General features: G+C 72.5%; 10 protein-coding genes. 8 read left to right on the top strand and 2 right to left on the bottom strand.

The genetic code is table 11. From position 1 onward, the window contains the following. Nucleotides 1-103 precede the first annotated feature (103 nt). The 8 genes from miaB (at nucleotide 104) to hflX (ending at nucleotide 11433) form a co-directional block, all read left to right on the top strand. Complete coding sequence (gene miaB / locus QFZ75_RS10900) at nucleotides 104-1624, top strand: tRNA (N6-isopentenyl adenosine(37)-C2)-methylthiotransferase MiaB (protein WP_307535993.1); 1521 nt, start codon at nucleotides 104-106, stop codon at nucleotides 1622-1624. An 87-nt stretch (nucleotides 1625-1711) separates the two neighbouring features. Continuing rightward, nucleotides 1712-2458 (top strand): class III extradiol dioxygenase subunit B-like domain-containing protein, encoded by a 747-nt coding sequence (locus tag QFZ75_RS10895; RefSeq protein WP_307535992.1) that lies wholly within the window; start codon nucleotides 1712-1714, stop codon nucleotides 2456-2458. A gap of 669 nt (nucleotides 2459-3127) precedes the next feature. After that, nucleotides 3128-4066: a tRNA (adenosine(37)-N6)-dimethylallyltransferase MiaA gene (miaA, locus tag QFZ75_RS10890; protein ID WP_307535990.1), complete on the top strand. Its 939-nt coding sequence runs from the start codon at nucleotides 3128-3130 to the stop codon at nucleotides 4064-4066. A 108-nt stretch (nucleotides 4067-4174) separates the two neighbouring features. Beyond that, nucleotides 4175-4696 (top strand): hypothetical protein, encoded by a 522-nt coding sequence (locus QFZ75_RS10885; RefSeq protein ID WP_307544370.1) that lies wholly within the window; start codon nucleotides 4175-4177, stop codon nucleotides 4694-4696. A gap of 112 nt (nucleotides 4697-4808) precedes the next feature. After that, entirely contained in the window at nucleotides 4809-5678 is an 870-nt protein-coding gene (dapF, locus tag QFZ75_RS10880) for a diaminopimelate epimerase (protein WP_307535988.1), read from the top strand. 169 nt (nucleotides 5679-5847) lie between these two features. Further along, the gene (locus tag QFZ75_RS10875) at nucleotides 5848-7980 is read left to right on the top strand and encodes a bifunctional (p)ppGpp synthetase/guanosine-3',5'-bis(diphosphate) 3'-pyrophosphohydrolase (RefSeq protein ID WP_307535986.1); all 2133 of its coding nucleotides are present in this window, start codon (nucleotides 5848-5850) and stop codon (nucleotides 7978-7980) included. Nucleotides 7981-8186: 206 nt separating this feature from the next. After that, nucleotides 8187-9713, top strand: coding sequence for a M1 family metallopeptidase (locus QFZ75_RS10870; RefSeq protein ID WP_307535984.1), 1527 nt, complete (start codon nucleotides 8187-8189; stop codon nucleotides 9711-9713). Between the two features lie 226 nt (nucleotides 9714-9939). Further along, entirely contained in the window at nucleotides 9940-11433 is a 1494-nt protein-coding gene (hflX, locus tag QFZ75_RS10865; protein WP_307535981.1) for a GTPase HflX, read from the top strand. Nucleotides 11434-11635: 202 nt separating this feature from the next. Here the strand turns inward: hflX and QFZ75_RS10860 are convergent, their stop codons facing one another. Both QFZ75_RS10860 and QFZ75_RS10855 read right to left on the bottom strand, forming a co-directional pair. Then, on the bottom strand, nucleotides 11636-12865 hold the full coding sequence (locus QFZ75_RS10860; protein WP_307535979.1) for a serine protease: 1230 nt from the start codon (nucleotides 12863-12865) through the stop codon (nucleotides 11636-11638). A 191-nt stretch (nucleotides 12866-13056) separates the two neighbouring features. Beyond that, nucleotides 13057-14283 carry a serine protease gene (locus QFZ75_RS10855; protein WP_307535978.1) on the bottom strand — a complete coding sequence of 409 codons (1227 nt, stop codon included), beginning with the start codon at nucleotides 14281-14283 and terminating at the stop codon, nucleotides 13057-13059. Between the last annotated feature and the right edge of the window lie 83 nt (nucleotides 14284-14366).

The raw sequence follows: 14366 nt of genomic DNA, 5'->3' as shown, positions 1-14366 counted from the left end.
GCGCGGTGTCCGCGAGCCGTTCACCGCCGCGTGTGACCGACCACGCGGTCGCACGGTCCCCACGGGGGCGGGACGTACTCCGGGCACCGCCTACCCTTGTCGCATGAGCAGCAGCGACCGGAGCCGGGCAGTGGACCTGACGAGAACGTACGAAGTGCGCACCTACGGATGTCAGATGAACGTCCACGACTCCGAGCGGCTCTCCGGACTGCTGGAGGACGCCGGTTACGTACGCGCTCCCGACGGCTCCGACGGTGACGCGGACGTCGTCGTCTTCAACACCTGCGCGGTGCGGGAGAACGCCGACAACCGTCTCTACGGCAACCTCGGCAGGCTCGCGCCGATGAAGACGAAGCGGCCCGGCATGCAGATCGCCGTCGGCGGCTGCCTCGCCCAGAAGGACCGCGACACCATCGTGAAGCGGGCGCCCTGGGTGGACGTCGTCTTCGGTACGCACAACATCGGCAAGCTCCCCGTCCTCCTGGAGCGCGCCCGCGTCCAGGAGGAGGCGCAGGTCGAGATCGCCGAGTCGCTGGAGGCGTTCCCGTCGACGCTGCCGACCCGGCGCGAGAGCGCGTACGCCGCCTGGGTCTCCATCTCCGTCGGCTGCAACAACACGTGCACCTTCTGCATCGTCCCGGCGCTGCGCGGCAAGGAGAAGGACCGCAGGACCGGCGACATCCTCGCCGAGATCGAGGCCCTCGTCGGCGAGGGCGTCTCCGAGATCACCCTGCTCGGGCAGAACGTGAACGCCTACGGCTCCGACATCGGCGACCGGGAGGCCTTCAGCAAGCTCCTGCGGGCCTGCGGGACGATCGACGGCCTGGAGCGCGTGCGCTTCACCTCGCCGCACCCGCGCGACTTCACGGACGACGTCATCGCCGCCATGGCCGAGACCTCGAACGTCATGCCGCAGCTCCACATGCCGATGCAGTCCGGCTCGGACACCGTCCTGAAGGCGATGCGCCGCTCGTACCGCCAGGAGCGGTACCTCGGGATCATCGACAAGGTGCGCGCCTCGATCCCGCACGCCGCGATCACCACCGACATCATCGTGGGCTTCCCCGGCGAGACCGAGGAGGACTTCGAGCAGACCCTGCACGCGGTCCGCGAGGCCCGCTTCGCGCAGGCCTTCACCTTCCAGTACTCCAAGCGCCCGGGCACGCCCGCGGCCACCATGGAGGGGCAGATCCCCAAGGAGGTCGTGCAGGCGCGCTACCTGCGTCTGGCCGCCCTCCAGGAGGAGATCTCCTGGGACGAGAACAAGAAGCAGGTCGGCCGCACGCTGGAGCTGATGGTCGCCGAGGGCGAGGGCCGCAAGGACGGCGCCACGCACCGCCTCTCCGGCCGCGCCCCCGACAACCGCCTGGTGCACTTCACCAAGCCCGACACCGACGTCCGCCCCGGCGACGTCGTCACCGTCGAGATCACGTACGCCGCCCCGCACCACCTGCTCGCCGAGGGCGCCACGCTGGACGTGCGCCGCACGCGCGCGGGGGACGCCTGGGAGAAGCGCAACGCCGCCGAGGCCGCGAAGCCGGCCGGCGTCATGCTCGGCCTGCCGAAGATCGGCGCGCCCGAACCGCTGCCCGCCGCCGTGGGCAGCGGCTGCGGCTGCGACTGATCGCGCCAGGGGCCGCGGGGCCATCGCGTACCGACGTCCCGCGCGCGGGGTGACACCCGGCCGCCGCGCGGGGTTACGCTGCCGATCATGCTTGTCGCCGCCGCCGTGTGCCCCTGCCCGCCCCTGCTCGTGCCCGACGTCGCCGCGGGGGCCGCGCCCGAACTGGACGCGGCGCGTGTCGCCTGCGCGGACGCCCTGGGGGTGCTGGCCGCCGCCCGCCCGGACCGGTTGGTGGTCGTCGGCCCCGCCGGGGAGAGCGGCCGCGGACCCCACCCCGAGGGCTCCCGCGGCTCCTTCCGCGGCTTCGGCGTCGATCTGGACGTACGGCTCGGCGGGACCGGGGCCGGGACCGGGACCGGGACGGCGGAGGCCTCACCGGACCCCGTGGGACCGACGCTCCCACCCTCGCTGGCGGTCGCCGCGTGGCTGCTCGGCCGCACGGACCGGTCCGGCGTCCCCGTCGAGGGACTCGGTGTGGGGGAATCCCTCGCCGCCGAGCACTGCCTGCGGGCCGGAGAGCGGATCGCGGCGCGGGCGGGGAGGGTCGCACTGCTGGTGATGGGCGACGGGAGCGCGTGCCGCACGCTCAAGGCACCGGGCTACCTGGACGAACGGGCGGAGGGCTTCGACGCGGCGGTGGCCCGTGCGCTGGCCGCGGCGGACGTGCCCGCCCTCAAGGCCCTGGACACGGAACTGGCACACGAACTGAAGGCCTCCGGCCGGGCCCCCTGGCAGGTACTGGCGGGCGCGGCGCGGGGAGCGGACCTGAACGGCACCCTCCTGTACGAGGACGCCCCCTACGGCGTGGGCTACCTCGTCGCCACCTGGTCGTGAGCGGCCGGGCGCCGTCAGGGGCGCGGGGAACCGCGTGACGAGCCGCGGCGCACCTGGGGCGTCCCGGCGGCGGACGGCCCGCAGCCGCAGGGTTCCGAGACCGTCCACCGATGTGCCGCCGCCCAGGACGCCCCGCGGAGGACGGTCACCTACGGGCGCCCTCGCCCACCTCGCTGTCGCCCACCTTGCTGTCGCCCGCCTCGCTGTCGGCCACCTTCTCGGTGGACTGCTGCGCGGGAATCTCCACGGCCTCCGCCACGGAATCGTCGGCTTCGCACGCCACGGCAGGCGCAGCCGCAGCCGTGGAGGTAGCCGCAGCCGTGGCCGCCGCCCCGGGCTCAGGCTGCGGCGCACTCTCGGGCGCCGACGGAACCCCGGCCTCCCGCCCGCCACCCCGACCCTGCGCCCCGGCGGTCGACGCCTCTTCCGCCGCCGTCTTCCCGGGCTTCGGCCTGTCTCTGCCGAGAAGCCGTGCAAAAACGCCCATATCGTCTCCAAAAACTGCTCGTGCGAGCGAAATCCCGCGTCGCCCGGTGCGTCCCATTGCGTCGCCCGGGGTCACCGGTCCTCGAACCGGCGGCCGGAACCTCGCAACAGGCAACGACCCCGGCCCCGTGCCGTCACGTCGCTCGTTCGAGAAGTGGCCCCGAGGTTTGCGAGACTGGTGCGGTGAGTAGAGCTGCTCCCGTTCCGCGGGTCATCGCCGTCGTGGGTCCCACCGCGGCCGGAAAGTCCGATCTCGGCGTCCACCTGGCCTCGCGTCTCGGCGGTGAGGTGGTCAACGCGGACTCGATGCAGCTCTACCGCGGGATGGACATCGGCACCGCCAAGCTGACGCACGAGGAACGCGGCGGGGTCCCCCACCACCTCCTCGACATCTGGGACGTGACGGAGACGGCGAGCGTCGCCGAGTACCAGCGACTCGCGCGCGCCCGTATCGACGCGCTGCTGGCACAGGGCCGCTGGCCGATCCTCGTCGGCGGCTCCGGCCTCTACGTCCGGGGGGCCGTCGACAACCTGGAGTTCCCCGGTACGGACCCCGAGGTGCGGGCCCGCCTGGAGGAGGAGCTCACCCTGCGGGGCTCCGGCGCCCTGCACGCCCGGCTGGCCGCCGCCGACCCCGAGGCGGCCCACGCGATCCTGCCGAGCAACGGCCGCCGTATCGTCCGGGCCCTCGAGGTCATCGAGATCACCGGCAAGCCCTTCACCGCCAACCTCCCCGGTCACGACTCCGTCTACGACACCCTGCAGATCGGTGTCGACGTGACCCGGCCCGAGCTCGACGAGCGCATCGCCCGCCGTGTCGACCGCATGTGGGAGGGCGGCCTCCGCGAAGAAGTGCGCGCACTGGAGGCGAAGGGGTTGCGCGAGGGGCGTACGGCATCGCGCGCCCTCGGCTACCAGCAGATGCTCGCGGCGCTCGCGGGGGAGTGCACCGAGGAAGAGGCGCGCACCGAGACCGTACGGGCCACCAAGCGCTTCGCGCGCCGTCAGGATTCCTGGTTCAGACGCGATCCGCGGGTGCATTGGCTCAGTGGGGCCGCGGCGGATCTCACGGAACTTCCGCGGCTCGCATTGACATTGGCCGAACGACCGGTCACAGCCTGATCACGTCATGGCATCGGGACGCTCCGGCCGTCATCCGGGCCTCCGGGGCCGTGCCATCATCGAGCTTCGATCGACCAAGTGGAGTCCGAGTGGGGAGGGCGCGTGGCGATGGAGGCCGGCCCTCGTGACACCGCAGCAGGCGCGGAGCAGAGCGCCGTCGCCGGCGGGGTGCGCGACACCGCACAGGACCAGCAGGACCCCGGCGGGGACCGGCTGAGCCCGGACGGGCCCGACGACGCCGACGGCGGGGTCACCGCCGACGGACCGGAGCCCGACGAGATGTACCCGGGGCCCGAGGTCGAGGTCGAGCTCCGCCCCCAGCGCCGCATGCGCATCTGGCAGCTCGCCCCCATCGTGGGGCTGGCCGCGCTCGGCTCCCTGATGTTCGCCTTCCCGCTGGCCTTCGACTTCGGCGACAGCGGGGCCATGATCGCCATGCTCGGCCTGCTGATCTGCTCCTGCGCCGCCGGCTGGGGCATGATGGCCGCGCGCCGCGTGGGTTACACGTGGCCCGGCCTGCCGCAGCGCGGTTCCGCCCGCCGCCCCGACTGGCGCGTCGTGACCGCGTACGCCGTCGTCGTCGCCGCGGTCGTGGTGCTCGCCGTGTGGCGCGTGGCCCGCCTGCGCTGAGGCCTCCGGAGAGCCGGCACGGCCCGTCCGGCCGCCTGTGCGCGCGGTCCGGTCCCGTCCGGCCGCCGGACCGGTCGGCCGGGCTGTCGTACCGAACCCTTACGATCGGGGAATGAGCACGCGGATCGCCTTCCTCAAGGGGCACGGGACCGAGAACGACTTCGTGATCGTCCCGGATCCCGAGAACACCGTCGACCTGCCCCCCGCCACCGCCGCGGCCCTGTGCGACCGCCGCGCGGGCATCGGCGGGGACGGCCTGCTGCACGTCGTACGGTCCGCCGCGCACCCCGAGGCCCGGTCGATGGCGGCCGAAGCGGAATGGTTCATGGACTACCGCAACGGCGACGGCTCGATCGCCGAGATGTGCGGCAACGGAGTGCGGGTGTTCGCCCGCTACCTCCAGCGCGCCGGACATGTGGCCGAGGGCGACCTGAAGGTGGCCACGCGCGCGGGCGTGAAGAGCGTGCACCTCGACAAGGAGGGCGACGTCACCGTCGGCATGGGCCGGGCGCTCCTCCCCGAGGGCGACGTCACCGTGACCGTCGGCGAGCGCAGCTGGCCCGCGCGCAACGTGAACATGGGCAACCCCCACGCCGTCGCCTTCGTGGCGGACCTCGACCACGCCGGGCATCTGTACGACCCGCCGCCGGTCGGCCCGCCGTCCGCGTACCCGGACGGCGTGAACGTGGAGTTCGTCGTCGACCGTGGCCTTCGTCACGTCGCTCTCCGTGTCCACGAACGGGGCTCCGGCGAGACCCGCTCGTGCGGTACGGGCGCGTGCGCCGTGGCCGTGGCGGCCGCCCGCAGGGACGGCGTCGACCCCGCCGTGACCGGAGTTCCGGCCACCTACACCGTCGACGTGCCCGGTGGCCGACTCGTGATCACCGAGCATCCCGACGGCGAGATCGAGATGACCGGGCCCGCGGTGATCGTCGCGGAGGGTGACATCGACACCGCGTGGCTCGAAACCATGACCCCCTGAACCTTCGCTCGAATGGGTGATCCGTTTCACGCTCGGCGAGAGCCGGTCGGTCGGGCGTGGTGGGCTCGGTAGCATCAAGGACCGGCCCGGACGGGGGAATGACGTCATCCCCAGAGCCGCGTACGCCATGGGGCGCCCCGTCCGCCGGTCAACGCAGCCGGAGGTGCCCATGAGTGCGGAGGCCACGAACCCCGCGACGCCCGGCCCCATCACGCCCGCGGCACAGCGCAGGCGGGGCCGCCCCCGGATCGATCTGCGGCGCCTGGGCCGGGCCGCCCTCCTGGGGCCCGCAGCCCGCGACCGGCTGCCCGACGCGATCGGTCACGTGGTCGAGGCCCACCGGGCCCACCACCCCGACGCCGACCTGGACCCGCTGCGGCGCGCGTACGTCCTGGCCGAGTCCTCGCACCGCGGCCAGATGCGCAAGAGCGGCGAGCCGTACATCACGCACCCGCTGGCCGTGACGCTGATCCTCGCCCAACTGGGCGCGGAGACCACGACGTTGACCGCCTCCCTCCTGCACGACACGGTCGAGGACACGGAAGTGACGCTCGATCAGGTCCGTGAGGAGTTCGGCGAGGAGGTCCGCTACCTCGTCGACGGCGTGACGAAGCTGGAGAAGGTCGACTACGGGGCGGCGGCCGAGCCCGAGACGTTCCGCAAGATGCTCGTCGCCACCGGCAGCGACGTACGCGTGATGTCGATCAAACTCGCCGACCGGCTGCACAACATGCGCACCCTCGGCGTCATGCGCCCCGAGAAACAGGAGCGCATCGCCAAGGTCACCAAGGACGTCCTCATCCCGCTCGCCGAACGCCTCGGCGTCCAGGCGCTCAAGACCGAGCTCGAGGACCTCGTCTTCGCGATCCTGCGCCCCGGGGAGTACGCCCGCACCCGCGAACTCGTCGTGGAGAACTCCTCGCGCGCCGACGACCCCCTCGCCGAGATCGCCGAGGAGGTGCGCGCGGTCCTGCGCGAGGCGGGACTGCAGGCCGAGGTCCTCATCAGGCCGCGGCACTTCGTCTCCGTGCACCGCAGGTCGCTCAAGCGGGGCGAGATGCGCGGCGCCGACTTCGGGCGCCTGCTGGTCCTGGTGAACGAGGACGCCGACTGCTACGGGGTCCTCGGCGAACTGCACACCTGTCTCACCCCGGTCGTCTCGGAGTTCAAGGACTTCATCGCCGTCCCCAAGTTCAACCTGTACCAATCGCTGCACACCGCCGTGGCCCGCCCCGACGGGCAGGTGGCCGAGGTCCTCATCCGTACCCATCAGATGCACAAGGTCGCCGAGGCCGGTGTCATCGCGCTCGGCAACCCCTACGCCTCGCCCGCGGAGGAGCAGACCGACGGCGACGGAACCCGCCCCGCCGACGGCGAGCGCGCCGACCCCACCCGTCCCGGCTGGCTCTCCCGCCTCCTCGACTGGCAGGAGGCCGCGCCCGACCCCGACACGTTCTGGTCCACGCTCCGCGAGGACCTCGCCCAGGACCGGGAGATCACCGTCTTCCGCCCCGACGGCGGCACCCTCGGACTGCCCGCCGGAGCCAGCTGCGTCGACGCCGCGTACGCCCTGTACGGCGAGGACGCGCACGCCTGTATCGGAGCCCGCGTCAACGGCCGTCTGGCGAGGCTGAGCACGGTGCTGAGCGACGGGGACACCGTGCAGCTGCTCATGGGCCAGGACCCGGCCTCCGAGCCCTCCAGGGAGTGGCTGGAGCACGCCCACACGCCCGTCGCGCGGATCGCCATCACCCGCTGGCTCGCCGCGCACCCGGCGTCCGCCGCCCCGTCCGAGGCGCCCGCCGCGACCCGCCGTCCGGCCGCGGACGGGCCCGCCGCCCGCCCGGCCGCCGCGGACGTCGTCGTGGACCGGCCCGGCGCGACCGTACGCCTCGCCGGCTGTTGTACGCCCGTACCGCCCGACGCGATCACCGGGTTCCCGGTGCGCGGGGGAGTGGTGACCGTGCACCGCGTCGAGTGCGCCGCGGTGGAGCGCATGAAGGGCACGGGGCGCGCCGAGGTCGAGGTGCGCTGGGGCGACACCAGTGAGTGCCGCGTCACGCTCTACGCCGAGTCCTTCGGGCGTCCCCACCTGCTGGCCGACCTCACCGAGGCCATCGCCCTGGAGGGGGTCGCCATCGTCTCGGCGACCGTCGAACCGCCCAGCCAGCAGCGGGTGCGCCACACGTACACGCTGGAGCTTCCGGACGCCGCCCACCTGCCCGCGCTCATGCGGGCGATGCGCAACGTTCCCGGGGTCTTCGACGTGAGCCGGGCCCAGCATCAGTCGGCCACTTCGTAGCCGGTCACTCCGTAGCCGGGACGCTCCGTAGCGGGGCCGCTCTGCGGGAAAAGGGTCGGGTGCGGGTGCGTCGGGGCTGATCGCGCAGTTCCCCGCGCCCTCGAAGGGCGCTCCGACGGCGCCCGGATTCGTACGTGAGGGCCCGTTCGGGTGGCTTCGGTGCGAGCCGTCGCTGCAGGGCGCGCGGTCGCTGATAGCCGTGGTCCATGCTGCGCACCCGCACCACCCCCCGTACCGGTCGTACCGGGACGTCGTCAGGCCCGAAGCCCTCCCACCGGCTGCGGACGGCGGCCCTCGCCTCCGCCGCCTGTGTCTGCCTCGTCGCCGCGAGCGCCCCCGCTCCGTCACCGCTCGGTATCGGCGACCGGCTCTTCCCGCACCTGGGCAACCCCGGTTACGACGTCACGGCGTACGACCTGGCCTTCACCTATTCCGGCGGCAACACCGAACCGCTCCCGGCCGTCACCGTCATCGACGCCCGCACCACGGGCTGGCTCGAGACGCTCAATCTCGACCACTCGCACGGAACGGTGCGGTCCGTCGAGATCGACGGCGACCCCGTGGAGTTCCGGAACGCGGGCGAGGACCTGGTCGTCACCCTCGCGGAACCGCTCCCGCCCGGCGTCCCGATGCGGATCACCGTGCGCCACGACAGCGACCCGGTGTCCACCGAGGACCAGCAGAGCGGCTGGGTGCGGACCGAGGACGGGCTCGTGATGGCCAACCAGGCCGACGCGGCGCACCGCGTCTTCCCCGGCAACGACCACCCCTCCGACAAGGCGATGTTCACCTTCCGGATCACCGTCCCCGACGGCTACACGGCCGTCGCCAACGGGCTCCCCACGGGAGAGACCCGCCGCGCCGCGGGCACCACCTGGACGTACCGCACCGAGCACCCGATGGCCACCGAGCTGGCCCAGGTCTCCGTCGGCCGCTCCTCCGTGCTGCGCCGGACCGGCCCCGGCGGCCTGCCCGTACGCGATGTGGTGCCCGCCAAGGACCGCGAGCGGCTGCGGCCGTGGCTCGAGAAGACGCCCGGCCAGCTCGCCTGGATGCAGGAGAAGGTCGGCGCCTACCCCTTCGAGACGTACGGGCTGCTGATCGCCGAGGCGCGGACCGGATTCGAACTGGAGACGCAGACCCTCTCCCTCTTCGAGCGGGAGCTGTTCACGCGCTCCGAGTACCCGCAGTGGTACGTCGAGTCGATCATGGTGCACGAACTGGCCCACCAGTGGTTCGGTGACAGCGTCTCCCCGCGCACCTGGTCCGACCTGTGGCTGAACGAGGGGCACGCCACCTGGTACGAGGCCCTCTACGCCGAGGAGAAGGCCGACAGGCCCGTGGAGGCCCGGATGAAGGCCGCCTACCGGGCGTCCGACACCTGGCGCAGGGCGGGCGGCCCGCCCGCCGCGCCGAAGGAGGCCGAGCCCGGCGAGAAACTCAGCATCTTCCGCCCGAACGTCTACGACGGCAGTGCCCTGGTCCTGTACGCGCTGCGCGAGGAGATCGGCCGGCCCGCCTTCGAGCGGCTGCAGCGCGCCTGGGTCCGCGTCCACCGGGACGGTGTGGCCGGCACGGCGGACTTCACGCGTCTCGCCTCAAGCATCGCGGGCCGCGATCTGGACGGCTTCTTCCAGGCATGGCTCTACGGGGAGAAGACCCCGCCCATGCCCGGACACCCCGACTGGCACAGCGCCGCGCCCGGCGGAAAGACCGCCGGGCGCAGCCGCTGAAACGCCGCCGGGGCGTCCGCCGAACCGCGCCGCGGCGGCTGCCGAACCGCCGGGAATTCGAGTGACGAGACGGGGCGTGCCGTGCGAACATCGTCACGTCGACGACGCTTCGGGTCGACGGCACGGCCCTGGGCCCCGGGCGGGAATCTCCCGGAGACCGCGGACGTTGTGCACAGTGACGGGCGACCGGTCCGTCACCCAGGTATCCCACCGACGTAAGGACCCAATGACCTCCTCTTCTTCCTTCTCCCAGGACACGCAGAACCGCGCGCAGAGCCACCCCGACGGTCTTCGGGCCGATGCCCTGATGGAAGAGGACGTCGCCTGGAGCCACGAGATCGACGGAGAGCGGGACGGCGACCAGTTCGACCGCTCCGAGCGTGCGGCCCTGCGCCGCGTCGCCGGCCTCTCCACCGAGCTCGAGGACGTCACCGAGGTCGAGTACCGGCAGCTCCGTCTGGAGCGGGTGGTCCTCGTCGGGGTGTGGACCTCGGGCACCGCGACCGACGCGGACAACTCACTGGCCGAGCTGGCCGCCCTCGCGGAGACCGCGGGAGCGCTCGTGCTCGACGGTGTCATCCAGCGCCGGGACAAGCCCGACGCGGCCACGTACATCGGTTCCGGCAAGGCCAACGAGCTGCGGGACATCGTGCTGGAGACCGGCGCGGACACCGTCATCTGCGACGGTGAGCTCTCGCCGGGCCAGCTCATCCACCTCGAGGACGTCGTCAAGGTCAAGGTCATCGACCGCACGGCCCTGATCCTCGACATCTTCGCCCAGCACGCCAAGTCCCGGGAGGGCAAGGCGCAGGTCGCCCTCGCGCAGATGCAGTACATGCTGCCGAGGCTCCGCGGCTGGGGCCAGTCGCTGTCCCGGCAGATGGGCGGCGGCTCGGGCGGCGGCCTCGCCACCCGTGGTCCCGGTGAGACCAAGATCGAGACCGACCGGCGCCGTATCCGCGAGAAGATGGCGAAGATGCGCCGGGAGATCGCGGACATGAAGACGGGCCGCGACATCAAGCGCCAGGAGCGCCGCCGCAACAAGGTGCCCTCGGTCGCGATCGCCGGCTACACCAACGCCGGCAAGTCCTCGCTGCTCAACCGCCTCACGGGCGCGGGCGTACTGGTCGAGAACTCGCTGTTCGCGACCCTCGACCCGACCGTGCGCCGGGCGGAGACCCCGACCGGGCGGCTGTACACGCTGGCGGACACCGTCGGCTTCGTACGGCACCTGCCGCACCACCTCGTCGAGGCGTTCCGTTCCACGATGGAGGAGGTCGGCGACTCCGACCTGATCCTGCACGTGGTCGACGGCTCGCACCCGGCACCGGAGGAGCAGCTGGCCGCCGTGCGCGAGGTCGTCCGCGACGTGGGCGCCACCAAGGTGCGCGAGATCGTGGTCGTCAACAAGGCGGACGCGGCCGACCCGCTGGTGCTCCAGCGGCTGCTGCGCAACGAGAAGCACTCCATCGCGGTCTCGGCCCGTACCGGCCAGGGCATCGAGGAACTGCTCGCGCTCATCGACGTCGAACTGCCGCACCCGTCGGTGGAGCTGGAGGCCCTCGTGCCGTACACGCTCGGCCGGCTGGTCGCGCGCGCCCACTCCGACGGCGAGGTGATCTCCGAGGAGCACACCCCGGAGGGCACCCTGCTGAAGGTGCGGGTGCACGAGGAACTGGCGGCGGAGCTCGCCCCGTACGTGCCGGCGTCCGCGGCCTGAACCTGCGGGCCGAACCCTGCGGGCCTAAGCCCGCGGGCCGCAGCCCGCAGCCCGAACCCCGCGGGCCGAAGCCGGGGCCGTGGTCGACCGAAGGCCCGCCCCCTCGTGGCGAAATTCCAGGGGGCGGGCCTTCGTCGTACGCGTGGACGTGTCGCGTGGTGCGCGCGACACGCGTGTACGTGTCACATGCGGGCAGGGGCGGCTACTTGGCGCCGTACTGCTCGCTCATGTTGTCGTAGATCGCCTTGGCGCCCTTGCCCAGCTGCGGACCCGCGAGCCAGGTGCTGTCGGCCGGGCCGATCGACGTGTTCGAGACGAGCACCGTCCTGCCGCCGACGACGCGGAACCAGCCGCCGCCGGACGAACCGCCGGTCATCGTGCACCCGATGCGGTACATCGTCGGCAGCGCGGGGCTCAGCGAGAGCCGGCCCGGTCGGCCGACGCACTTGTGCATGATCAGACCGTCGTACGGTGCGGCCGCCGGGTACCCCCAGGCGCCCACCGTGCCCGCCTTCGCGGCGGCGGGTGTGGAGAAGTCGACGGCGAGCGCGTTGCCGACCGTCTCCTCGAGCGACTTGTCGCCGGCTTCCGGCTTCACGTGCAGCACCGCGTAGTCGTACGGGGCACCCGCGCCGCCCGACTCCGCGCCGCCCGCGATCCACTCGTCGGAGGTGGAGGCCCAGTCGGCCCAGAACTGGCCGTACGGGGCGATCTCCCGCTGGGTGGCGTTCCCCAGCTGGGCCTCCGTCTTGCCGAGGTCGTTGTAGGCGGGCACGAAGGCGATGTTGCGGTACCAGCCGCCGCCACCGCCCGCGTGCACACAGTGCCCCGCGGTCCACACGAGGTTGGACCTGCCGGGATGGCGGGGATCCTTGACGACCGTGCCGGAGCAGACCATCGAGCCCTCGGGCGAGTCGAAGAAGACCTTTCCGACCGGGGCGGCGTTCTGGTGGTAGGGCGTCTTCTCGCGCGTCGCCCTGACCGGGGCGGGCGCCGGGTCGCTGACACCCTGCTCGGCCGCCGCGTCCTGCACGGAGATCGTCTTGTCCGGGTCGTCGGCGGACCGCATCCGCTCGGGCTTCCAGAGCCCTTCGATCACCGGGTTGACGAAGTCCTGGGCCTCGGTGAGCCACTTGTCCTTGTCCCAGTCCCTCCACTCACCGTCCTTCCAGGCGTCGACGTCGATGCCGTGCTCCTTGAGCCGGTCGGCGATGTCGGCCGGAATCTCGATTTCGTCGGAGCCGGACGTCTCGGTGCCGGACGTCTCGGAACCGGACGTCCCGGAACCGGTGGCGGCCGGCCCGTCGGCGGCCTTGTCCTCGTCCGGGCCGCAGGCGGTACCGGTGAGCGCCAGGGCCGCGACGAGCCCGGCGGCGGCGAGCGGACGGCGCCGTCCGCGACGCCGTGCGAAGGACGGACGTATGGAACGCATGGTGTGGTTACCCCCGATAGAACGTGCACTCTTCACCCGCGGACCAGGCACGGAGAACGCGGGAAAGAGCCTCCGCGGAGCCCGTGCCCCCGTGCCACCCCACTATGCCGGTGGAGCCGGGGACGAACGGGGGCCGCGCGGTGAAAATTTCCGTGGGACCCGCCCCGCCGCCGTCCGTCCGTGCGCCGCCGCTACTGCGCCGCGTACTTCTTGCTCACCGCGGCGTAGATCCCCTTGGCCTCCGAGCCCAGGTGCGGACCCGCCAGCCAGCCGGCCGTCACCGGGCCGATCGAGGTGTTGGACACCAGCGCGGGCCTGCCGTCCGAGCCCGTGGCGACCCAGCCGCCGCCCGAGGAACCGCCGGTCATGGTGCACCCGATGCGGTACATCGTCGGGTTGGACTCGACGATCGAGAGCCGGCCCGGCTTGTCCGTGCACTGATGCATGGTCTCGCCGTCGAACGGCTTCGCCGCCGGGTAACCGGTCGCGGTGATGTCCCCGACCTGCGACACGGCCGGCGCGTCGAAGTCCACCGGCAGCGCCGAACCGACCGTCTCCTCCAGCGACTTGCCGTCGCCGCCCTTCTCCGGTGTCACATGGATGACGGCGAAGTCGTACGAGGCACCCTCGCCGCCCGTCGGACCGCCCCGCTCGATCCACTGGTCCGAGGTCTGCGCCCAGTCCCCCCACCAGACGCCGTAGGGGGCGACCTGCTCCTTGGTGGCACCCTGGATCTGCGTCGCCGACAGGGCGCCGTCGTTGTACGAGGGCACGAAGGCGATGTTGCGGTACCAGCCGCCCTTCGCGCCCGCGTGCACACAATGGCCCGCGGTCCACACGAGGTTCGACTTGCCCGGGTGGGCCGGGTCCTCGACCACGGTCGCCGAGCAGACCATCGTGCCCTCGGGGGAGTCGAAGAACACCTTGCCCGCCTCGGGCGCGTTCTCGTGGTACTTCGCCGGGACGGCCTGCGCCTGCACGGGAGCCGGCTCGGGGTCGGTCACCCCCTGGTCGCCCGAGAGGTCGTTCTCGTCGACACCGTTGCCCTGGTCCGGGTTCTCGGCCTCGCGCATGCGGTCCGGGTCCCACAGGTCCTTGATGACCGGGTTGATGTAGTCGTTCGCCTCACGCAGCCAGTCGTCCCTGTCCCAGTCCTTCCAGGCGCCGTCCTTCCACTTGTCGATGTCGATCCCGTGCTCCTTGAGCCGGTCCCTGATGTTGCCCGGGACCTGGATCTTGCCGTCACCGGCCGAGGCGGCCGACGGCTCACCGCCCGCCTCGGTGTCCCCGCCGGAGCCGCAGGCGGTGGCGGTCAGGGCGAGCGCGGTGGCCAGGCCGACCGCGGCCAGCACGGGGGAGGTTCCGCGGCGCGGGCCCCTGCCCCGACGGGCGAGGAAGAGCGGGCGTATCGGTCGCATGGTGTGAACTCCCCCTGGAGGTGAACGAACAACTCTGTGGCGCGGCCCGGGACCTCGTACGGATCCGGGGACCCGTACGGACC

The sequence above is a fragment of the Streptomyces sp. V3I8 genome (assembly GCF_030817535.1).
In the GTDB taxonomy this organism is placed as follows: domain Bacteria; phylum Actinomycetota; class Actinomycetes; order Streptomycetales; family Streptomycetaceae; genus Streptomyces.
This window is presented reverse-complemented; position numbering and strand designations above follow the sequence as displayed.

Excerpts from the sequence above, each read along its gene's own strand:
- miaB (WP_307535993.1), top strand. The coding sequence starts at position 104 with ATGAGCAGCAGCGACCGGAGCCGGGCAGTGGACCTGACGAGAACGTAC.
- QFZ75_RS10895 (WP_307535992.1), top strand. The coding sequence starts at position 1,712 with ATGCTTGTCGCCGCCGCCGTGTGCCCCTGCCCGCCCCTGCTCGTGCCC.
- QFZ75_RS10885 (WP_307544370.1), top strand. The coding sequence starts at position 4,175 with ATGGAGGCCGGCCCTCGTGACACCGCAGCAGGCGCGGAGCAGAGCGCC.
- dapF (WP_307535988.1), top strand. The coding sequence starts at position 4,809 with ATGAGCACGCGGATCGCCTTCCTCAAGGGGCACGGGACCGAGAACGAC.
- QFZ75_RS10875 (WP_307535986.1), top strand. The coding sequence starts at position 5,848 with ATGAGTGCGGAGGCCACGAACCCCGCGACGCCCGGCCCCATCACGCCC.
- QFZ75_RS10870 (WP_307535984.1), top strand. The coding sequence starts at position 8,187 with ATGCTGCGCACCCGCACCACCCCCCGTACCGGTCGTACCGGGACGTCG.
- hflX (WP_307535981.1), top strand. The coding sequence starts at position 9,940 with ATGACCTCCTCTTCTTCCTTCTCCCAGGACACGCAGAACCGCGCGCAG.
- QFZ75_RS10860 (WP_307535979.1), bottom strand. The coding sequence starts at position 12,865 with ATGCGTTCCATACGTCCGTCCTTCGCACGGCGTCGCGGACGGCGCCGT.
- QFZ75_RS10855 (WP_307535978.1), bottom strand. The coding sequence starts at position 14,283 with ATGCGACCGATACGCCCGCTCTTCCTCGCCCGTCGGGGCAGGGGCCCG.